18 protein-coding genes and 1 tRNA gene are annotated in these 21,187 nt (G+C 39.1%); 10 read left to right on the top strand and 9 right to left on the bottom strand.

The genetic code is table 11. The annotated features are described in order from the left end of the window. Positions 1-11: 11 nt before the first annotated feature. The 5 genes from DRW42_RS03945 (at position 12) to tsf (ending at position 3,641) form a co-directional block, all read left to right on the top strand. On the top strand, positions 12-551 hold the full coding sequence (locus DRW42_RS03945; protein ID WP_113947543.1) for an ORF6N domain-containing protein: 540 nt from the start codon (positions 12-14) through the stop codon (positions 549-551). A 429-nt stretch (positions 552-980) separates the two neighbouring features. Continuing rightward, a complete protein-coding gene (gene rplM, locus DRW42_RS03940; protein ID WP_010602007.1) occupies positions 981-1,424 on the top strand; it encodes a 50S ribosomal protein L13 in 444 nt (147 codons plus the stop codon). Between the two features lie 3 nt (positions 1,425-1,427). Next, on the top strand, positions 1,428-1,814 hold the full coding sequence (gene rpsI / locus DRW42_RS03935; protein ID WP_029279076.1) for a 30S ribosomal protein S9: 387 nt from the start codon (positions 1,428-1,430) through the stop codon (positions 1,812-1,814). Between the two features lie 18 nt (positions 1,815-1,832). After that, on the top strand, positions 1,833-2,666 hold the full coding sequence (rpsB, locus tag DRW42_RS03930; RefSeq protein ID WP_113947542.1) for a 30S ribosomal protein S2: 834 nt from the start codon (positions 1,833-1,835) through the stop codon (positions 2,664-2,666). Positions 2,667-2,795: 129 nt separating this feature from the next. After that, positions 2,796-3,641, top strand: a complete 846-nt coding sequence (gene tsf / locus DRW42_RS03925; RefSeq protein WP_113947541.1) for a translation elongation factor Ts — start codon at positions 2,796-2,798, stop codon at positions 3,639-3,641. 295 nt (positions 3,642-3,936) lie between these two features. On the opposite strand, the gene DRW42_RS03920 is transcribed toward tsf, so the two are convergent. Further along, positions 3,937-5,142 carry a metallophosphoesterase gene (locus tag DRW42_RS03920; protein WP_113947540.1) on the bottom strand — a complete coding sequence of 402 codons (1,206 nt, stop codon included), beginning with the start codon at positions 5,140-5,142 and terminating at the stop codon, positions 3,937-3,939. An 85-nt stretch (positions 5,143-5,227) separates the two neighbouring features. Here DRW42_RS03920 and nagA point away from each other — a divergent pair, with 85 nt between their 5' ends. From nagA to frr, 4 genes are all read left to right on the top strand, one after another. Next, complete coding sequence (gene nagA, locus DRW42_RS03915; protein WP_113947539.1) at positions 5,228-6,319, top strand: N-acetylglucosamine-6-phosphate deacetylase; 1,092 nt, start codon at positions 5,228-5,230, stop codon at positions 6,317-6,319. 10 nt (positions 6,320-6,329) lie between these two features. Continuing rightward, on the top strand, positions 6,330-7,292 hold the full coding sequence (locus DRW42_RS03910) for an MBL fold metallo-hydrolase (protein ID WP_113947538.1): 963 nt from the start codon (positions 6,330-6,332) through the stop codon (positions 7,290-7,292). 153 nt (positions 7,293-7,445) lie between these two features. Continuing rightward, positions 7,446-8,150 carry a UMP kinase gene (pyrH, locus tag DRW42_RS03905; RefSeq protein ID WP_025145390.1) on the top strand — a complete coding sequence of 235 codons (705 nt, stop codon included), beginning with the start codon at positions 7,446-7,448 and terminating at the stop codon, positions 8,148-8,150. Positions 8,151-8,191: 41 nt separating this feature from the next. Beyond that, a complete protein-coding gene (gene frr, locus DRW42_RS03900) occupies positions 8,192-8,755 on the top strand; it encodes a ribosome recycling factor (RefSeq protein WP_113947537.1) in 564 nt (187 codons plus the stop codon). A 56-nt stretch (positions 8,756-8,811) separates the two neighbouring features. Here frr and DRW42_RS03895 read toward each other — a convergent pair whose 3' ends face one another. Both DRW42_RS03895 and DRW42_RS28675 read right to left on the bottom strand, forming a co-directional pair. Then, positions 8,812-9,828 carry a LacI family DNA-binding transcriptional regulator gene (locus DRW42_RS03895; protein ID WP_113947536.1) on the bottom strand — a complete coding sequence of 339 codons (1,017 nt, stop codon included), beginning with the start codon at positions 9,826-9,828 and terminating at the stop codon, positions 8,812-8,814. A gap of 139 nt (positions 9,829-9,967) precedes the next feature. Next, positions 9,968-10,112, bottom strand: a tRNA-Asp gene (locus DRW42_RS28675). Between the two features lie 348 nt (positions 10,113-10,460). Between DRW42_RS28675 and DRW42_RS03890 the strand changes: the two genes are divergently transcribed. Next, on the top strand, positions 10,461-10,937 hold the full coding sequence (locus DRW42_RS03890; protein ID WP_025145395.1) for an Lrp/AsnC ligand binding domain-containing protein: 477 nt from the start codon (positions 10,461-10,463) through the stop codon (positions 10,935-10,937). Between the two features lie 417 nt (positions 10,938-11,354). On the opposite strand, the gene feoB is transcribed toward DRW42_RS03890, so the two are convergent. The 6 genes from feoB to gcvH form a co-directional block, all read right to left on the bottom strand. Next, complete coding sequence (gene feoB, locus DRW42_RS03885; RefSeq protein WP_167437792.1) at positions 11,355-13,469, bottom strand: ferrous iron transport protein B; 2,115 nt, start codon at positions 13,467-13,469, stop codon at positions 11,355-11,357. 5 nt (positions 13,470-13,474) lie between these two features. Then, complete coding sequence (locus DRW42_RS03880; RefSeq protein ID WP_025145397.1) at positions 13,475-13,690, bottom strand: FeoA family protein; 216 nt, start codon at positions 13,688-13,690, stop codon at positions 13,475-13,477. A gap of 97 nt (positions 13,691-13,787) precedes the next feature. Further along, a complete protein-coding gene (locus tag DRW42_RS03875; protein WP_113947534.1) occupies positions 13,788-16,559 on the bottom strand; it encodes an outer membrane beta-barrel family protein in 2,772 nt (923 codons plus the stop codon). Between the two features lie 439 nt (positions 16,560-16,998). After that, positions 16,999-19,815 carry an outer membrane beta-barrel family protein gene (locus DRW42_RS03870; RefSeq protein ID WP_113947533.1) on the bottom strand — a complete coding sequence of 939 codons (2,817 nt, stop codon included), beginning with the start codon at positions 19,813-19,815 and terminating at the stop codon, positions 16,999-17,001. 321 nt (positions 19,816-20,136) lie between these two features. After that, positions 20,137-20,493 (bottom strand): VanZ family protein, encoded by a 357-nt coding sequence (locus DRW42_RS03865; protein ID WP_167437786.1) that lies wholly within the window; start codon positions 20,491-20,493, stop codon positions 20,137-20,139. Between the two features lie 79 nt (positions 20,494-20,572). Next, positions 20,573-20,953 carry a glycine cleavage system protein GcvH gene (gene gcvH / locus DRW42_RS03860; RefSeq protein ID WP_113947792.1) on the bottom strand — a complete coding sequence of 127 codons (381 nt, stop codon included), beginning with the start codon at positions 20,951-20,953 and terminating at the stop codon, positions 20,573-20,575. Between the last annotated feature and the right edge of the window lie 234 nt (positions 20,954-21,187).

Below are 21,187 nucleotides of genomic sequence, written 5' to 3'. Positions count from 1 at the left end.
ATTTAAATGATATGACAGCTAAACAAGTGCTTCCTATCATCCCTGACAATCTTGTAGTTAATAAAATTTACGAGCTAAGAGGCCATAAAGTGATGCTGGATAGTGACCTGGCCGAACTTTATGGTGTTGATACTAAGGTTTTAAATCAAAGTATTCGTCGAAACATTGAGCGTTTCCCGGATGATTTCATGTTCCAGCTAAGTACCGAGGAATGGGAATCTTTGAGGTCACAAATTGTGACCTCAAAAAAAGGAAGGGGTGGAAGAACCTATTTACCCAATGTTTTTACCGAACATGGCATATTAATGCTTTCGAGTGTATTAAACAGCAAGCAAGCCATTCAAGTGAATATCCAGATTGTTCGGATTTTCTCTCGCATCCGTCAATTTATTATTGATAGCGGCGAACTTAAACTCGAAATTGAGGAAATCAAACAAAAAGTAAGCAATCAGGATAGAAATATCGAACTGGTTTTCACTTATCTGGATAAACTAATCGATAAGAAAATTGGGCCAAGGAAAAGAATTGGCTTTATGCCTGACGATTTGTGATATTAATGGATTAGAGAATCATAAAAATCTTTGAGGTAACAAATTGCGACCTCAAATTAGGTTGTAAATCTTTAATTAACCATTAATAGTACCACCTTACTCAAATTTTCTAAACGGGATTGCAGCGATATCCTTTTTTGTTTTTTACTTGGACAAATTAATAGCACTGTAGAAAGAAATTTGTCAAAGCTTAAAAAAAGCAAAAAAGATTTAGCGCAAAGCCCGACTGAACCAACCGAAGAACTGCAGGTTCTGCTTTACAGAAAAATAACGAGTTAGATTGCCACATCGCTGCGCTCTTCGCAATGATGACAATTTTATATCAAAAATTTTCTCTTCAACTATTTGATAATAAAAGTTTTCTATCTATCTTTGCAGTCCCAAATTTAATGGGAATAATAAATTGTTTAATAAATTAAATACAAGCAAGTGAATACGTTAAGTTACAAAACTGTCTCGGCCAATGCGAAAACTGTTAACAAACAGTGGATTGTTGTTGATGCGCAAGGCGAGATTTTGGGGCGCTTGTCATCGAAGATCGCTATGATCATCCGTGGTAAAAACAAGCCTGAGTACACCCCACACGTAGACTGCGGTGATAATGTAATCGTTATCAATGCAGACAAGGTTAAATTGACAGGAAACAAATTCAGCGAAAAGCAATATGTTTCTTACACTGGTTATCCAGGTGGTCAACGTTTTATTTCTCCTAAGGAGTTAATGGCGAAACACCCTCAACGTGTAATCGAGAAAGCGGTACGTGGTATGTTACCGAAAACTAAATTGGGTAAAAAACTTTACACCAATCTTTTTGTGTATGCTGGTGAAACCCACCCTCATGCAGCTCAATCTCCAAAAACCATTAAACTTTAAGAAATGTCAGTTACTAACACTTCAGGAAGAAGAAAAACAGCTGTTGCACGTATCTACTTAAAAGATGGTGCTGGCGCAATTACCGTTAACGGTAAAGATCACAAAGTATATTTCCCAACTTTACCTTTGCAATATATCGTAAACCAAAGTTTAGAGGTTTCTGAACTTGTAGGTCGTTATGATATCACTGTAAATGTACAAGGTGGTGGAGTAAAAGGACAAGCAGAAGCTGTTCGTTTAGCTATTGCTAAAGCGATTGTTGAACTAGATGCGGAGAAAAAACCTGCATTACGTGCTAAAGGCCTAATGACGCGTGATATGCGTATGGTTGAGCGTAAAAAACCAGGACGTGCAAAAGCCCGTAAGAAATTCCAATTCAGTAAACGTTAATCACAGGAGGCAAGAACAATGGCAAGAACAACTTATCAAGACTTATTGGATGCAGGTGTACACTTTGGTCACCTTACCCGTAAATGGAATCCAAAAATGGCTCCTTACATTTTCATGGAGCGTAATGGAATTCACATTATAGATTTAAATAAAACTTTAACTAAAACTGAAGAAGCTGCGGCTGCGATTAAACAAATCGTAAAATCAGGACGTAAAGTATTATTCGTTTCTACAAAGAAACAAGCAAAAGGAATCGTAGCTGAACAAGCTAAAAAAGTAAATATGCCTTTCGTAACCGAGCGTTGGTTAGGTGGTATGTTAACCAACTTTGCTACTGTTCGCAAGTCAATCAAAAAGATGTCTAACATCGATAAAATGACTAAAGACGGTACTTATGCGATCTTATCTAAAAAAGAGCGTTTAATGATTCAGCGTGAGCGTATTAAATTAGAATCACTTTTAGGTGGTATTGCTGATTTAAACCGTTTACCTGCAGCTTTATTCTTAATTGATGTTAAGAAAGAGCACATTGCAGTAACTGAAGCGTTAAAATTGAACATCCCAACTTTTGCGATGGTTGATACAAACTCTGATCCTTCAAACATCGATTTCCCAATCCCTGCGAATGATGATGCTACTAAATCTATCTCTTTAATTACTGATGTAATTATCAAAGCGATCGAAGAAGGTTTAGACGAGCGCAAACGCGAAAAAGATGATGAGGCAGAAAAAGAAGCAGTAGCCGCTAAAGCAGCAGCTGATGCTCCTGAATCAAAAGAGCCTAGACGTAAAAAAGCTGCTGAGGCAGAAGTTGAAGCGTCAGCATCAGAAGAAACTAAAACAGAAGAATAGTAATATTTTTTAATTGCAGGTTACTGGTTTCAGGTTTTAAGTTGGCTTAACATGAGTTTAACTTGACGCTTGTAACTTGTAACCTGTAATTGTTATAACAAGATTATAAACTTTAAAAAAGAAAATAAAATGTCTACAGTACAAATTACTGCCGCAGATGTAAACAAACTACGCCAACAAACTGGTGCTGGTATGATGGATTGCAAAAAAGCATTATTAGAAGCTAATGGCGATTTCGAAGCTGCTGTTGATTTATTACGTAAAAAAGGTCAAAAAGTATCTGCAGCCCGTTCTGGTAATGCTACTTCTGAAGGCTTGGTATCAATCGCTGTTTCAGCGGATGGCACAAATGGTAAATTAGTTGCTTTAGCTTGCGAAACTGAACCAGTTTCTAAAGTTGAAGATTTCCGTAATCTTGCTCAGGCTGTTTTAGCTGCTGCAGTTGCCAACAATCCTGCTACTGCTGAAGAATTATCAGCAATTACTTTGGAAGACGGACGTACAGTTGCCGAAACTATCACTGAATTAACCGGTAAAATCGGAGAGAAAATCGTTATCCAGGAGTATGCAAATATATCTGGCGAAAAAATCGTTTCTTATATCCACTCTAATGGTAAAATGGGCGTTTTAGTAGTATTTGAAGGTGCTAATGGTGCTGATATTACTGAGGCTGGTAAAGATGTTGCCATGCAGATTGCTGCAATGAACCCGGTTGCTGTTGATAAAGATGGTGTTGATCCTGCTACTATCGAACGTGAAATCGAGATTGCTAAAGACGTTATCCGTCAAGAAGGCAAACCAGAAGAAATGGTTGAGAAAATTGCTGCCGGTAAATTAAATAAATTCTACAAAGACAGTACTTTATTAAACCAGGAGTTTGTTAAAGATGGCTCTATCGATGTTCGTAAATACTTAGATAACACATCTAAAGGTTTAACTGTAACAGCTTTCAAACGTGTACAATTAGGTGCATAAGCAAAAAAACATATTTAAAAAAGCTCCAGGAAACTGGGGCTTTTTTTATGCGCTTTACTTCAATAATATCCATCATCTCTCCATTCCATTTACTTCAATAAAAGACGTCGTCATCTCGACTGAAGCACAGCGAAATGGAGAGATCTATCGTACATAAAAGACCCTGAAACAAGTTCAGGGTGACGATATGCAGGAGAGAGTTACCTAAATAGATTTCTCGACTGCGTTTAACTGCGCTCGAAATGACGGTATGAGGGGGAACCTTGCTATCAATGGACAGCCGCATGCAATTCTCCTACCTCCTCAAAGCAGTATAAGCCCCAACTTCTTTCCCCGAATCATCAAGCATGCTCACCGTTACTTTACTTTTATCAGCTTTTATTTTTGTGATGGTTCTCGCACCGGTTTTAGGCCCGCCGCCAATAATTAAAGGATAACGGTTTAAGTTTTTATCTGGCTGATGAACCATATATTTATGCGTATGGCCGCTTAGAACCAGATCTACCTTTCCCTGATTTAATAAAGGTTCGAACAGCTCAGTACAGTGCTTAGGCCCATGTGCATCGCCCGAGAAACGTGGCGGAATATGCATCATTACAATCCTGAATGGTGCCTTTTTAAATTCTTTCGAATTAATTTCCGATTTAAACCATTCGGCCTGCTGAATGCGGTAATCATCGAAGTTTACAATGCCGGCGTAAACCGGGTGTGCATCTTCTTTATCCTCGCCGGTATCCAAAATTACAAAACGTACAGGCCCTAAAGTAAAAGCGGCGTGACCAACATGCATGTAATATTGGGGAAATTCACGGGCAAACTTACCCCGGGTTTCGTGGTTGCCCCTTACATAAATAAATGGCGTGTGCTTCGCAAAATTATCTACACAGGGCTGCAACATGTGCTCAATAATCTGTTTTTCATCTGTCTGGTAATCGAATATATCGCCATTAAAAAAAATAAAATCCTGCTTTTTATCCGGGACCAATGCCAACAAGTGTGGAATAGATTCAGGCCTGTCGTGCGTATCATTCAACATTAAAAACGAAACTTCTTCTTTATTCAGATCAGCGTTAACAAATTCTTCAACCGAACTATTCACTGTTTCACCATAAGTTAATTTATATGGCTGAAAATCTTTGATTTCTTTCGAAACAATTTTATAATAATATTTTGCTCCTGGCTTAAGGTTGCGAAGTGTAACAGCATTGAGTTTACTATTGGCCTGCATCAGGCCCAGTTCAGCTTTTCCATAAGCTTTTTGGTTTAACTGATCGGCATGCTCGCCATATTCTACCCAACCCGCAGCATTTTTATTGGTTAACCAAAGAATGGTCATTTCGTTATTGAAATTAGTTTGGAGATAAGGGCCAACTGCAATCTTAAATGCATCTTCTCTTTCAGTTACCTCAGCGATTGCCATTGTTGGCGCCACCAGTGTAGCTGCACTTAAAGTGAGTCCGGCCTTTAAAAAACTTCTTCTATTAGGTTGATTTTCATTCATTTGGTTATTTCATCTTATTACCCAAATATATAGCCACAATATTTAACTTTGACCGTGTAAGATTAAATTTACTCAAACGTTTGATATGTCTAAAGTAATCCCCAATACCTCCTATTTTCAGGGCAACGATTTAAAAAAGAACCAGGACATCACAATCAGCGGTGCCATCATTTCAGATATTAAAGAAAGCAGCAATAAAGAAAACAGTCATTCGCTCGTTGTACCGGGTTTTATAGATTTACAGATTTATGGTGCGGGCGAGAGGTTGTTTTCTGCCGATCCAAGTGTCGAATCTTTGACTATAATGGAAGAAGATTTGCTAAAAAAAGGAACCACTGGCTTTCTGGCCTGTATGGCAACAAATTCTGCTGAAGTTTTTAACGAATGTATTAAAGTAGCAAAAGAACACCGCCGAACGGCTAAAAATTGCCTGGGTTTACATTTAGAAGGACCATTTTTAAACCCCAAACGATTGGGTGCACATGTACCTGAATATGTACGCAAAGCCTCTCTGGATGAAATTAAAAAACTGATCGATTTTGGTGATGGTGTGATCAAAATGATGACCATTGCACCCGAACTTCAGGATGATGAAGTGATTGAATACCTACTGGATAACGGTGTTGTTGTTTCTTTGGGACACAGCAATGCAACTTTCGAAGAAGCCACTGCTGCCTATAATAAAGGCATACAAACCACTACGCATCTTTTTAATGCCATGAGCCCCATTCATCACCGCGAACCGGGTATACCAACCGCTGTTTTCAGTCACGATAAGGCAATGGCCAGTATCATCGCCGACGGGCAACACCTGGATTTCGAAGTAGTTAAATTTGCACAGAAACTATTACAGGAGCGCTTATTCCTGATTACCGATGCCGTTACGGCGTGTAGTACAGGTCCTTATCAGCACATCCAAAAAGGGAACAAATATGTAATGCCCGATGGCACGCTTTCAGGCTCCTCACTTACCATGCTCGAAGCTGTTAAAAATTGTGTAATGCATTGCGAAATCAGTTTAAACGATGCGGTTAAAATGGCAACCGGTTATCCTGCAAAATTAATCGGGATTGAAAATCTTACCGCAAACATAGCAAGCGGCGAATTAGCAAATTTAGTAGTGCTCGATCATGAATTAAATTTAAAAGAAGTGATTTTTAAAGGCGAAACGGTATAATTTATTCAATATGTTTAGAAGAATTCTTCCGGCAATTATTTTATTTTCCATTTATGCTAGCAACTTATCGGCGCAGGAAACGAATAAAGGCTTTACCATTATCCCTCTTGGTGTTAAGGGTGGTGATGATGAAAGTAATTTATCATCTTACATGATTGCACCAAAAGGAACCGAAAATTACGTCTGCTTTGATGCAGGCACCATAAATGCGGGGCTCCAAAAAGCAATCGACCTAAAATCGTTAAAAGGAATCAGCGAAGAAATACAGCGGAAGCAGATTAAAGGTTATCTGATATCACACGGACATTTAGACCATTTAGCTGGTCTGATTATCAATTCTCCTGCTGATACTGCCAAAAACATTTATGGCTTGCCTTCCGTACTCAACATTTTAAGAGATAAATATTTTACCTGGGATGCCTGGGCAAATTTTGCCAACGAAGGTGAAAAACCACAGCTAAAAAAGTATACATATTTTCCATTACTGGAGGGCAATACGTATCCGCTTGAGGGTACAGAAATGAAAGTAAAAGCTTTTGAACTTAGCCATGGCAACCCTTATAAAAGTACCACTTTCCTGATCAGTGATAATGATAGCTATGTGCTTTATCTGGGAGATACCGGGGCCGATGAAATTGAAAAATCGGATAAACTGGCCAAGTTGTGGCAAAACATAGCACCTTTGATTACAGCAGGGCAACTAAAAGCTATCTTTCTAGAGGTTTCTTTTCCTAACGAGCAACCTGATAAACAATTGTTCGGTCACCTTACACCAAAACTTTTCTTTAGCGAGCTGTCGAAACTTGAGGCTTTAACAAATGAAAAAGCATTTAAAAAAGTCTCTTTTATTGTTACCCATACCAAACCTCCGCAACAAACCGCAGAAAAAGTAAAGCAACAATTAATTTCAGGAAATATAAATGGACTAAAATTAATCTTTCCAGAGCAGGGCAGGCGCTTAACAATCAACTAGCAGTTCTTTTACTTTAGCTAAACGGTTGTGATTTGAAGATTTATATTCAATAATTCCTTCTTTTTCTTAAAACCACTATTTCTATTTAAATATTTACATCAATTATTAAAAAGCATAGCTCGGTATTAAAAAAATGTTAATATTTTTGAGGTCATGAAATACAAGCGCATCCTACTCAAGCTTAGCGGAGAATCGCTAATGGGCGACAAACAATACGGTATTGATAATGATCGTGTTAAGCAATATGCAGAAGACATTAAAGCAGTACACGATAAAGGATTGGAAATCGCTATCGTAATTGGCGGAGGAAATATTTTTAGGGGCTTAAGCGCCGAAAAAAGTGGGATGGACAGGGCTCAGGCCGATTATATGGGGATGCTGGCAACCGTGATCAATTCCATGGCACTGCAAGATGCACTGGAGAAAGTGGGCATCAAAACCCGTTTGCTTACCGCAATTAAAATGGAGCAGATTTGTGAGCCATTTATCCGCAGAAGAGCGGTACGCCATTTAGAAAAAGGCCGTGTGGTTATTTTTGGTGCCGGTACCGGAAATCCATATTTCACAACCGATTCTGCAGCTGCTTTACGTGCAATCGAAATTAAAGCCGATGTGGTTTTAAAAGGAACACGTGTTGACGGGATTTATACTGCAGATCCGGAAAAAGATCCGTTAGCTACAAAATATGGCGAAATTTCGTTCAGGGAAGTTTATGATAAAGGCCTGAATGTAATGGATATGACGGCATTTACCCTTTGCGAGGAAAACCAAGTGCCAATTATTGTGTTTGATATGAACAAACATGGCAACTTTATGAAAATTGCCAATGGCGAGCCAATCGGTACATTGGTGAAATAAGCATTAAAAAAAATATTATTTTTGTAGATATACATACAATTATGAACGAACTCATACAATTGCAATTAATGGATGCGCAATCCTCTATGGATAAAGCGATCGATCATTGTGAAGCTGAATTAACTAAAATAAGGGCTGGTAAAGCATCAGCCGGAATGCTGGATGGTATCTTTGTTGACTATTACGGAGCTTCTACAGCCTTGGCGCAGGTAGCGAGCATCAATACACCTGATGCAAGGACAATCGTAATCCAACCTTGGGAAAAATCACTTTTAACCACTATTGAAAAAGCTATCCAGGTAGCCAATATTGGTATCAATCCTCAAAACGATGGTATTGTGATTCGCCTGGTTGTACCTCCCCTTACCGAAGAGCGCAGGAAAGACCTGGTTAAAAAAGTAAAAGAAGAAGCAGAAAGAGGCCGTGTTACCGTTCGTAACATCCGTAAAGATGCCAATTCTAAAATCCAGAAATTAAAAGGCGAAGGTGTATCAGACGATGAAATTAAAACCGGCGAAGGTGAAGTACAAAAACTAACCGATGCCTATATCATTAAAGTTGATAAACACGCAGAAGCTAAAGAAAAAGATGTAATGACAGTTTAATCTGCATTGAACATGATAAAAAGGGAATGGATTTAAATCTGTTCCCTTTTTTAATGCTATTTTTTTGCACTTGATGCACGCACATTCAAAATGGTAGGGAGCGATACCTGCGCATTTCCGACGTTTTTCCCGGCCTTTTTTAGCTTGTTCAATAAAATCTTCATAATGTTCTCGGCAATGGCTTCAAGCGGCTGCGCAATCGCCGTAACAGGTGGATCGCAGAACTCCAGGATCTCGAAATCATCAAATGATACCACTGCAAGGTCTTTATGGATATGAATTCCTTCTTTTCTGAAAGTCCTTAACCCATCCAAACAGATATAATTGGCCGCAAAAATTACGGCATCGAGTTGTTTTTCTTTCTTAAAGAATTTTGCCATTTCTTTTATCGATTCGGCAGAATTTACATAACTGATCTTTTTTACAATCGCTGGCAGTTGATGTTTTTTCACGGCAGTTTCATACCCTGTTAAACGATCAACCATTTGTTGCTGTATGGTATCTATGGTAACAAAACCTATATTTTTGTAGCCATTGTTAATCAGGTGTTCAGTGGCTTCTAAAGTGCTGTTCTCATTGGCAATAATTACATAATCGGCATTAACATCCTGTACATAACGGTCGAACAGTACTACCGGCGCCTCGGTTTGGATCAGTTTTTTTACTTCTTCTTCCAAACCTTCGGGCAAGGCCATAATGTACCCATCAACATGCCTGTCTTTAAAAATCTGCAATAGTTCTATCGCTTTTTCGGTATCGTTACGGGTACTGCTAAAAAGTATTTTATAACCAAGGCTGGAGGCAATTTCATCAATGCGGCGGGCTATACCCGAGAAAAAGGGTTCAGAGATATCATCAACCAGGAAACCAATAATTTTTGTTTTGCCGGTACGTAAACTGGTAGCAAGGGCATTAGGCTGGTAGTTTAATTCGGCAACAAGGTCCAAAACCTTTTTGGTAAGCGATTCGCTGATGTTCTTTTCTCTCGCTTTTCCATTGATTACGAACGATACAGTTGTAATGGAAATATTTAATTGTTTGGCGATATCTTTTATGGATACACGTTTTTTCATTACAGGCATTACACAGTTAGAATAAATTGAACTGGTAATATAGGAATATATCTACAAAAATGTAAAAATAGCCTTAAAAAGAAAAAGAGCAACCTATCCAGGATTGCTCAATTAACTAACTTATTATTCATAAAAAATGCTGTTGGGGAAGGAGTCGAACCTTCAAGGGGTAGTTAGCTACAGTTCAAAAAATTAATTTGTGGTCAACCCAATAAACTGCGTTTGTCCCATTATTCCCCACCACCGAGACAAGGAGGCGTGTCTGCCAATTTCACCACCCAACATTTCAAAAGTTATCAGTAAGCAGTTTTCAATTCTCAGTTATCGCTAACTGTATACTGGCTACTGCATACTGAAACAGCTGTAGGGGAAGGAATCGAACCTTCAAGGAGTGGTTAGTACTGTTGCCAGTATATTCCCATTATTCTCCGCCACCGAGACAAGGAGGTGTGTCTGCCTGTTTCACCACCCTACATTTTTGTTAAACAATTTTGAAAGAACGTTTCCTTTTTGTTAATTGCTTGATACAAATGTAAAGGAACATCCAATACCTTGCAAATATTTTAAACATTTAATTTTATTTTTATAATATTGATAAATATTTGTAAATTCGCTTATCATAATTCAAAAATATGCTTAAAAAAGACAATTCCAATTTAGAAATTGACAACCTCGACATCGATATATTAAAGCAATTGATGCAGGATGCCACTAAACCCTATACAGAAATCGCTAAAGATCTGATTGTTTCGGGCGGAACGATACACGTGAGAATGAAGAAACTTCAGGAAATGGGCATTATAAAAGGCTCTCATTTAATTATCGATCCACAGAAAGCCGGTTACGATATCTGTGCTTTTTTAGGCATCTACCTCGAAAAGGGAATCCAGTATAAGGATGCCGTGGCGCAGCTGAGCAAAATTAAAGAAGTGGTAGAACTTCATTACACTACCGGTGCCTACAGTATGTTTGCCAAAATTATCTGCAGAGACACCAACCATTTACGCCACGTGTTAAACGAAGAAATACAAGCGGTGAATGGCATCCAGCGTACTGAGACCTTAATTTCATTAGAAGAGAGCATTAAGCGGCAGATTGAGTTGGGATAGAGAAAGACCAAAGCAGAAAGACTAAAGCTGAAAGACCAAAGCAGAAAGACTAAAGGGAAGTGACTAAAATAAAAAATTAGGTGCCCTATTTGAAAATGAACGTTTAGTAGCGTTTTGGGAACAGCAGTCCCGTTATTCGCTAATTCCGATGCTAATTTAGTGCCGATTTATCGGTAAAGAATCGGAACCGCTTCTACCGGGTTTATTAACAAAGGCAAGTGCAATAATAGCGATCGCCTATTAATTTAAACGTGAAAACCTATAATCTGTGTAATCTAAAAATCGGTGCAATCATACCGAAGGAAAAGACTAAACAATAAACATCGTCATCTCGACTGAAACGCAGTGGAACGGAGAGATCTATCTCAAGACAGATTTCTCGGCTTCGTTACACTTCGCTCGAAATGACGAGTTCAATTATTTCAACAACTGATAAGCAACCAATGCAGCAATATATGCCATAGCCGTCATGTAGCCCAATTGGATTACCGGCCATTTCCAACCTTTTGTTTCGCGGTAAACAATGGCTACTGTACTCATACATTGCATGGCAAAAGCATAAAAAAGCATTAGCGAAATCCCCGTGGCAAAAGTATAAACAGGCAAACCTGTACGGTTGTTTCTGGAGGCCGACATACGCTCCCTGATCGTGCTGGTATCTTCATCGCCACCATCCACACTGTAAATGGTTGCCATGGTACCCACAAAAGCTTCGCGCGCCGCAAAAGAGGTAATTAAACCAATTCCGATCTTCCAATCGTAACCCAGCGGACGGATAGCAGGTTCAATGGCATGACCAAGAATCCCGACATAAGAGTTTTCCAGTTTCTCGGTAGCCACCAGGGTTTTAATGTGATCGGTATTTTTTGTGGTGTCGGCTAAAGCCGCTTCATATTTTTTATCAATATTTTCGAAACGGTTTCCCGGACCAAATGAGGCCATTACCCAAAGAATAATGGATATGGCAATAATTACTTTGCCAGCTTCGAAAACAAAGGTTTTCGATTTCTCGTACATGGTATAAAATACGTTTTTCCACCTTGGCATGCGGTAAACGGGCAGTTCCATGATGAAATACGACCTTTCTTTGGTTTTAATGATAAATTTCATCACCCAGGCCACTAATACCGCAGCAACAATTCCTACCAGGTACATTACCATCAGCGCCAGACCCTGCAAATTAAAAACACCTAAAACCGTTTCCGAAGGAATAATTAATGAGATGATTAAAATATAAACCGGGAGCCTTGCCGAGCAGCTTACCAAAGGGGTAACCATAATGGTAATCATGCGGTCTTTCCAGTTTTCGATGTTCCTGGCGGCCATGATAGAAGGAACGGCACAGGCCAAACCACCGATCATTGGTACTACCGATTTTCCATTAAGACCTACCTTGCTCATCACCTTATCCATCATAAAGGTAACGCGTGCCATATAACCGGTATCTTCCAAAATGGATATAAAAGCAAAAAGAATGGCTATTTGTGGAATAAATACAAAAATACCCCCTAAACCAGCAATTACACCGTCTAACAAAAGATCAGTTAGCATACCCGCAGGCAGATATTCGTGTCCTATACTGGTGATCCATCCAAATCCACTTTCAATCCAATCCATGGGATAAGATGACCAGGCAAAAATGGCGTTGAAAATCACAAATAGGATCAACAAGAAAATAGCAAATCCCCACACTTTGTGGGTTAAAATACCATCTAATTTATCACTGAAAGAAAATTTCTTTTCGGTTCCTTTATCCACCACCACATCAGACAGGATTGTACTCAAGTGTTTATAACGTGCAATGGTTTCGGCCGCCTGGATTTTAGACGATTCGAAATGATGCGATTGCTCTATTTCCTCAATTTCTTCCTGTTCTTTTTCGGTAAAAAAAGTGAGGTACTCATGTTGGTGCAATACCTGCAGGGCATAATAATCGTTATCGGAATTCAGTTTCGATTTAATGGCATTAATGGCTTCGGGCGCCAGAAAATTTACATCGACATCCTGAAACTGGGTCGCAATTTTATTGGTATTGGCAATGGCCTGTTTTAACTTATCGATACCAATATTGTTCCTTGCAGAAATGGAAACCACCTGGATGCCCAGTTTTTCGGCAAGTTTATCCAGATCAATTTCAATACCCTGTTTGGCAGAAAGATCGATCATGTTTAAAGCCAAAATCATCGGGATGCCAAGATCGGCAACCTGCGAATACAGCAGCATGTTACGCTTTAGGTTCGAAGCATCTGCAATAAGCACAATTACATCGGGATGGCTATTGTTGTTTTTATCGGCAAGCACCTGAAAAACGATACTTTCGTCGGAGCTTTTCGGATATAAGCTATAAGTTCCGGGTAAATCGATAATTTCGGCTTCCCTGCCACCGGCAAGTTTGGTAAAACCGGTTTTCTTATCTACAGTAATACCTGGAAAGTTTCCTATTTTTTGATTTAACCCTGTTAAACGGTTAAATAAAGTAGATTTACCTGTATTGGGATTACCAACTAACGCAACTTTAATATCCAAACCCAGCTTATTTATTGTATAATGATCACATCGGCCTCACTTTTACGCAAGCAAAGCTGATAACCAGCAACACGGATTGCCATGGGGTCGCCCAGTGGAGCAAAGCGCTCTACTTCTACTACCTCGCCCGGCAAACAGCCCATCTCCATTAACTTTACAGACATATCTAAATCTGTAAATGCTACAATTGTTCCTTTTTCTCCAATTTTAAGGTGCGACAGTTTCATGTGCTAAATTTGGCGCAAGTTAGCCTTTCTTTAGATTTATTCCAAATAACAAACCTGATTTGAAGCTATAAATTGTATAGGTTTACCCTAATATGATTTAGTTCCGCTGCCTGCCACCGCCAAAGCCACCACCACCATTGCCGCCACGGTTTCTACCACCTTCTTCGCCTCCCCTGATCCGGTTTTTGCCGCCCATCCGGTTTAGTGAATAGGTAAATGAAAACATAAAATAACGCTGCAATACATTGTAACTTACATCCTGAATGGTATTGTTGTTGGCTGTACGGCTAACACCCTGGTTTTCGTTCAGCAAATCGTTTACCGAAGCTTTAAAAGTGCCCCTGTTTTTAAAAAACTGTTTGCTGATGTAAGAATTAACCAATGTAAAATGGGTATCGAAAGCCTCGCTCCTTCCGGTATTCTGGTTGTAATCAGCATCAATGGCCCAGCGGATATCAAAAGGAAATAAATAACTTACACTGATATTGGGACTAAAGGTATAAAAGCGGGTATTGGAATTTGGCTGAACAGAATAAGTTGCACGGTTGATCGATCCGTTAACACCTGCGGTTAAATCGAGTTTATCCAGATTGGAAACCAAACGGTAACCATTGGTGATGGACCAGCTATTGGTGATATTTTTAAGTGAGTTGGTAAAATTTACATCGCGATCGTAATTACCGCTTACATTGATGTGGAAATTTAATTTATTCTCGGCCATAATTGGCAGGCTTAACGATGAGGAAATAGATCCTGAATAAACACCATTAACGTTTACCGGCGTAACGGCAAGCTTTCCCTGATCGGGCCCGCTCTGGATCAGGCTGGTGCTATTTGCAAAACGGTTGGAGGTTTGCGTAAGGTTTAAATTTACGAACAGCGACCTGTTTTTGCCAACGGTAAAGGTATTGTAGGCTACACGGAGGGTATTGTTAAATTCGGGTTTCAGATCGGGATTACCCACCGGGATACTCTGCGTGTTGGTATTGTTACGAATGGGTTGTAATTGTTGGATACTTGGCTGATTGGTACTGCCACGATAATTAAACACCAAACGTTTGCTGTTGCTAAAATTATACCTGAACATGGCCGATGGGGTATAGTTGAACACATTTTGCTTGAGCACAAAACCACCGCTGAGATTATTATTTGTCCTGTCGGTATTTTGAACAGCCATCCCCACATTCCAATTGTATTTTTTGGCCATTTTATTGAGGCTGAAACCCGCCGAATTGGTTAAGATGGTATTCTCGTATGAATTACTAAAAGTCTGATCCAATAAATCGTAAGCCAAAGTAGCCGGATTAAAGTTATAGGTAAAACGATCGGATGTATTGTGGTTATAACCGTTCTGATAATTAAATTCCAGGCTCAGGGTTTTATCTAATGGCTCCGTATAAACCAAACGGGTATTCTGGTTAAGCGATTCGCTTTCCTGATCGTTAAACTGATCTGTCGTTTTCTTGGTACTTACCCCATTTTCTATCCTCGTTTCAGGATTGGTATTGTAATTATCGGCATCGCTGTTGTTGATACTGGTATTGAAGTTTAAAGATAACGTTCTGCCCCTGCGCATAAATTTTTTCCGCAGCAAAATATTATTGCTGATAGATGGTGCCGTACTGTGGTTTCGGAGCGATTGCGTACCGTTAATCATGTAAGTATTATAATCGCGGGTGTAGGTGCTGCTGTTTAAACTTTCGTTATCGGTATAGCTTAAATTGGGCTGAACTTTAAGCGAGGTTAGCGAATCGAGCTTAGTATCAATCATAAAGTTTAAACGGTGGTTTAAACGATCGGAATTGTTGGTTTGGTTATTATTGAAAACCGTAGTTACATTGCCAAGCAAGTTTTGGGTTACACTGTTCCTTAAAATAAGGTTATCGGATTTATTAACGAAATAACTTAAACTCACTTCTGTTTGATCGGCGTATACATCCGAGAAATTAAATCCACCGGCCTTGGTATCGGTAATCCCGCCACGACCGCCATTGCTCCCACCATTTCCACCGCCTAAACCACCACCAAAGTTCTGCTTGTTTACATTATTGAACTGTGCAATTACACTCAGGCGTTTATCCTGGTTAAAATGATTAATATTTGCGTTTACATCATAACGGTCGTTTGAGCCGTATCCGCCGGTACTGTTCCCGAAATAGCCGTTCTTCTTGTCTTTTCGGGTGGTAATGTTAATGATCTTGGTACGCGAACCATCGTCGATACCTGTAAACTGCGCCTGATCGGAAAGCTCATCAATGATCTGAATTTTATCAATCATATCGGCCGGAAGGTTTTTGGTGGCCAGTAAGGGATCGTTACCAAAAAACTCTTTACCATCCACTTTTACTTTGGTAATGGTTTCGCCCTGGGCTTTAACGGTTCCTGCTTTATCAACTTCTACGCCTGGCAGTTTTTTCAAAAGATCTTCTACCACAGCATTTTCTACCACCTTAAAAGAACTGGCGTTAAACTCGAGTGTATCTTTTTTCACCACAATCGGCGGAACTTCGGCCTTGATATCAACGGTTTGAAGATCAATGGCACCACCTTCCAGAACAATATCGCCTAAAGCTACATCTGTTTTATCAGCGGTGATGGTAAAATCTTTTGTGGTGTTTTTTAAACCTAAAAATGCCGCATATAATTTGTAATTACCGGGTTTTAGGTTTTTGAACACAAATTTTCCGTCTTCGGTAGTGCTTATCGCACCAACCATGCTCGAATCGCTGAGGTTTTTGATGGCTATTGAGGCATAATCAATCGGTTTTTTGTCTTTCGACTGAATTACCCTGCCACTTACCGACCCGGTTTTTTGGGCGTAAACATAAAATGATGATAAAATAAGGAAAAGCGTAAAAATTTGTTTCATTCGGTTAGTTTGATTGTTGAGATAAAGACTGCCAACCGAGTTAAAGGTTTATTTTTGAGAAGGTAACATTTGGAATACATACAAATACAGAAGTGCTAAATTAAGCTATCCCCCGATACGTCATCTCGAGCGAAGTGTAACGCAACCGAGAGATCTATCTCGAGTTAGGTCTCTCCATTCCGCGTTGCTCCAGTCGAGATGACGATGCTTTTTATAAAGTTTATGGTAACGCATCGAATTGAGAATCCAATTCTTAAAGAGCTAAGAATATCATATTTAAAAATTAAATGCCGTTTGGATTAAATAAAAAAAGTCCTGGTTAAAAACCCAGGACTTTTTTTTATTAGTTTAATTTATGGTTGGTGAGCCACCGACCATTAGAGAAAATCATATTTTAGATTTCTCCACTACGGTCGAAGTAATGGAACGGTGCCGGAGATTACATCCTCATGCGGCCACCGCCACCGCCGTTACCACGTTGACCCGGCATCTGCATATCTCCGCCCATGTTTCTTCCGCCAATGCGGGTTAACGAGTAAGTAAACGAGAACATGTAATAACGTTTTAATACATTATAACTTAAATCGGTAATGGAAGTACCAGTTGCTGTTCTGCTTACGCCGGTATTCTGATTAAGGGCATCGTTTACAGAAAACTTAAATGTTCCTCTGTTTTTAAAGAACTGGCGGCTGATGTAAGGATTAAGAATGGTATATTCCTGGTTATATAAATCGCCACCACCAAAGTTCCTGAAATAATCGATATCGATGGCTAACCTGATGTTTGCAGGCAATACATAACTCACATCAAAACTTGGGTTAATGGTATAAAACTGTGTATTGGATGATTGTTGCGCCGAAAATGTAGAGTTGGTATAACTACCGGTAATTCCCCCGGTTAAATCAAACTTGTCAACATTGGTAACCAATTTATAACCGTTTGAAATGGTATAACTGTTGGTCACATTTTTTACCGGAACGGTACCACCCTGTTGAACAATAAAATTCACGTTTCTGTTATAAGATCCATTTCCTGAAATGTTCAAAGTTAATTTACGTTCGGCCATTAAAGGTAAAGACCAGGTTGCGTTGGCGTTACCAGCGTAAACACCATCAACATTGATATAACTTACCTGCTGAATACCTCCCGCTAACGGAACAATACTATTTCCGATAGAATTAAATGTTTGGGTAAGGTTTAAGCCTGCAAAAAAGAACCTGCCATTTTCGATATTAAAATTATTAAAATTAATCCTCAATTGGTTATTAAATGAAGGTTTCAAGGCCGGATTACCTACATAACGGGTTTGAGAGTTGGTATTATCCGGAATCGGCTGGATTTGATCTATACTTGGTTGTGTGGTAGAACCGCGGTAGTTAATAAATAGACGTTTACGATTACTAAAATTATACCTGAACTGTGCAGATGGGGTAATATTGATAAAGTTTTGAGTACGTTTTAAACCAGTGGTTAAATTGGTATTTACCCTGTTGGTTTGCTGAGCGGCTACACCAATATTCCAGTTATACTTTTTCTCAGTTGTAGTTAAACTTACACCTGCAGCATTGGTTAAGGTACGGTTGTTATAAATATTTGAAAAAGTGTTATCTACCAAATCATACTGCAGGGTTAAGGGATTATAGTTAAATACATCCCTCTGCGAATCGCTGTTCGAATAACCATTCTGATAGTTAAACTCCACACTTAAAGTTTTATTTAAAGGCTCTGTATAAACTGCTCTTGTGGTATTACTTATCGAATGACTGTTGGTATTATTCAACTGGTTTGTAATCGTGTCTCTTGATGCAAGGCCTTCAGTAATTGTTTCTTTTCTGTAGTTCAGATTTGTACCGTCATTATCGTTAATGCTGGTATTTACATTTAATGATAGTGTGCGCCCCCTGCGTTTAAAGCTCTTACGGATTAGTAAATTATTACTAATGGTAGGTGTAGCAGCAGTTGTAGTATTGCGCTGATTACCAATAGTTGAACCATCCGTAAGCGTTCTTGTATAATCATTTAAATTATTTCCATCAGTTTCGGTGTAAGCCAGGTTTGGCTGTATTTTAATAGATAATGATGGATCAATCTTGGTATCAACCATAAAGTTAAAACGATGGTTAATACGATCGGTAGTATTGTTTATAGCCTCGGCAATGTTATTGGTACCTCCGGTAAGATTCTGGATATTAGAATTCTGGATGCTTTCTGAACTTGCTTTATTAAAGAAATAACTGGCCTGAAACTGGGTACCATCTTTATAGGTATCGGCAAAGTTTAAACCTGCAGCATTGGTATTGGTTATACCACCGCTACCGCTCGAGCTGCCACCGCCGCCCCCACCGCCAAAACCACCACGACCACCGCCGCCGCCTCCACCAAAACCATTACCAACGCCACCGCCCTGGCCAAAGTTCTGTTTGTTTACGTTGTTAAACTGGCCGATAAAACTGATCTGCCTGTCGTCATCAAACTTGTTTACGTTTAAGCTGGCATCATAACGGTCGTTAGAACCATAACCAACGGTACTGTTTCCGAAATAGCCATGTTTCATTCCGTTTTTGGTAGTAATATTCAGAATTTTATTTCTTGTTCCATCATCAATACCGGTAAACTGTGCCTGCTCTGAAAGTTCGTCAATAACCTGGATTTTATCTACCATGTCGGCTGGAAGGTTTTTAGTCGCTAGTAACGGATCATTACCAAAAAACTCTTTACCATCTACCTTTACTTTGGTAATGGTTTCGCCCTGTGCTTTTACGCTACCATCTTTAGCAACTTCTACGCCGGGTACTTTCTTCAAAAGATCTTCTACAACAGCATTTTCGCGTACCTTGATCGATTTGGCATCAAATTCTATCGTATCTTTTTTCACCACAATCGGAATGGTTGCAGTAACATTAACCGTGTTTAAATCAACTCCATCGTCGCTCATTGCAATATCACCCGCATTTACGGCAGCTTTTGCCACCTCAACATCTTTGGTTGCGGTTTTTAAGCCTAAAAAGGCTGAATAAATACGGTATTTACCGGGTGCGATGGCCTTGAAACTAAAAGTTCCATCCGGATTGGTCTGACCAGAAGCCACAACACTCGAATCTTTAAGGCTTTTTACTGCAACAGTAGCAAAATCGACCGGCTTTTTATCTTTAGCGTTAATCACTTTACCGCTTATCGAGCCAGTATTTTGAGCCTGCGCGATATAACCACAAAATAGGAGCACCACAAATATTGCCCTCTGAACGTTTCTTTTCATCAAAAAATTAGATATTATTATATAAAACTAAGCTATCAGACTATAGAAAAGCCGAAAGGTTTGTTAAGGTGTGTTAATTGCTTGGTAACATTTTAAATACAGCCTGATGGTGGGGCAATCAAAATATAAGAAAGAATACCGCAATAGGGATTATCTGCGTTGTGATGGATAACTTTTATAGTATACTTTAGGACAATGACAGTCTTTTTTAAAAACACTGCATCCGCTTAAAGCAATGGCTACAACTACACAGATGATGTTAATTTTACTTTTCATTGATTTAATTTTCTTTTCAATTGCAATGAAGCTATTCCGAATAGATTAATTGTTTTTGGTAAGCGACGAATCCGTAATGGTTTCGTTAAAATTTAATTTATGGAGGAGCACGTAACTAAAAACGGCCATGCATGCACCTAACATATCGCAACCAAAATCCCACCATTCGGCAGAGCGGTAGGTAAAAACTTTCCACTGTAACAATTCAATTCCGCCGCCAATGATGGCATTGATCAGTAAAACCTTAAAAATAGTTAACGTCCGGAAAGCGTAATTATGTTGGTATTTTATTTTTCCAAAGAAAAGTAATACTGATAACACAAAGAAAAAACCCAAATGGGTCATCTTATCGAAGCCTTTAAAGAAAAAACCGCTCTCGCTAACAGAATGGGATATTTTCATATTACAAAACACTAAAACAACAGCCGTCCATAGAACAGCCCATTTTTGATGTTTTAGTGTTTTGTACAAAATATATTTACTAAGCTCCTACCAGTTCCTGGTAAGCTTCTGCTGACAATAAACCATCCACTTCTGATAAATCGGCCAAAGATACTTTTACCATCCATCCGTCACCATAAGGATCAGAGTTAACCAATTCAGGATTATCATTTAATTCAGCATTAACTTCCAATACTGTTCCGGTAACCGGCATATACAGGTCGGAAACAGTTTTAACAGCCTCTACAGTACCAAAAACTTCTTCTTTTGCCACTTCGCTACCTACTGTGTTGATATCAACGTACACGATATCGCCTAATTCGCGCTGAGCGAAATCGGTAACACCAATAAATGCTTCGTTACCTTCAACCCTAACCCACTCGTGGTCTTTAGTGTATTTTAATTCTGATGGAAAATTCATTGTTCTGTAAGTATTTGAATATAAGTTATTTATTTTATTGTTTTCAGCAGATAAGCAATATAAATGCAAAAGGTTAAAAGGTTTTCTGCGCTTTATGCACCAAAAATACAATTTAGTTTGACCAATCGCAATGGCTGGGAAATTAACTTTTAGCTTATCGTTAAACATCCCTAGGGCTAATCCAGTTGATTTAATGTCTTTACATAAAAGCGCCGTCATCTCGACCGGAGCATC

Source organism: Pedobacter miscanthi (assembly GCF_003315595.1).
GTDB lineage: Bacteria > Bacteroidota > Bacteroidia > Sphingobacteriales > Sphingobacteriaceae > Pedobacter > Pedobacter miscanthi.
Note: the sequence above shows the minus strand (reverse complement) of the source record. Positions and strands in the feature narration are given on the sequence as shown.

Bases quoted from the DNA above. Each gene is read 5' to 3' on its own strand.
- DRW42_RS03945 (WP_113947543.1), top strand. From the start codon at position 12: ATGACAGCTAAACAAGTGCTTCCTATCATCCCTGACAATCTTGTAGTT.
- rpsI (WP_029279076.1), top strand. From the start codon at position 1,428: ATGTCAGTTACTAACACTTCAGGAAGAAGAAAAACAGCTGTTGCACGT.
- rpsB (WP_113947542.1), top strand. From the start codon at position 1,833: ATGGCAAGAACAACTTATCAAGACTTATTGGATGCAGGTGTACACTTT.
- tsf (WP_113947541.1), top strand. From the start codon at position 2,796: ATGTCTACAGTACAAATTACTGCCGCAGATGTAAACAAACTACGCCAA.
- DRW42_RS03920 (WP_113947540.1), bottom strand. From the start codon at position 5,142: ATGAATGAAAATCAACCTAATAGAAGAAGTTTTTTAAAGGCCGGACTC.
- nagA (WP_113947539.1), top strand. From the start codon at position 5,228: ATGTCTAAAGTAATCCCCAATACCTCCTATTTTCAGGGCAACGATTTA.
- DRW42_RS03910 (WP_113947538.1), top strand. From the start codon at position 6,330: ATGTTTAGAAGAATTCTTCCGGCAATTATTTTATTTTCCATTTATGCT.
- pyrH (WP_025145390.1), top strand. From the start codon at position 7,446: ATGAAATACAAGCGCATCCTACTCAAGCTTAGCGGAGAATCGCTAATG.
- frr (WP_113947537.1), top strand. From the start codon at position 8,192: ATGAACGAACTCATACAATTGCAATTAATGGATGCGCAATCCTCTATG.
- DRW42_RS03895 (WP_113947536.1), bottom strand. From the start codon at position 9,828: ATGAAAAAACGTGTATCCATAAAAGATATCGCCAAACAATTAAATATT.
- DRW42_RS03890 (WP_025145395.1), top strand. From the start codon at position 10,461: ATGCTTAAAAAAGACAATTCCAATTTAGAAATTGACAACCTCGACATC.
- DRW42_RS03880 (WP_025145397.1), bottom strand. From the start codon at position 13,690: ATGAAACTGTCGCACCTTAAAATTGGAGAAAAAGGAACAATTGTAGCA.
- DRW42_RS03875 (WP_113947534.1), bottom strand. From the start codon at position 16,559: ATGAAACAAATTTTTACGCTTTTCCTTATTTTATCATCATTTTATGTT.
- DRW42_RS03870 (WP_113947533.1), bottom strand. From the start codon at position 19,815: ATGAAAAGAAACGTTCAGAGGGCAATATTTGTGGTGCTCCTATTTTGT.
- DRW42_RS03865 (WP_167437786.1), bottom strand. From the start codon at position 20,493: ATGAAAATATCCCATTCTGTTAGCGAGAGCGGTTTTTTCTTTAAAGGC.
- gcvH (WP_113947792.1), bottom strand. From the start codon at position 20,953: ATGAATTTTCCATCAGAATTAAAATACACTAAAGACCACGAGTGGGTT.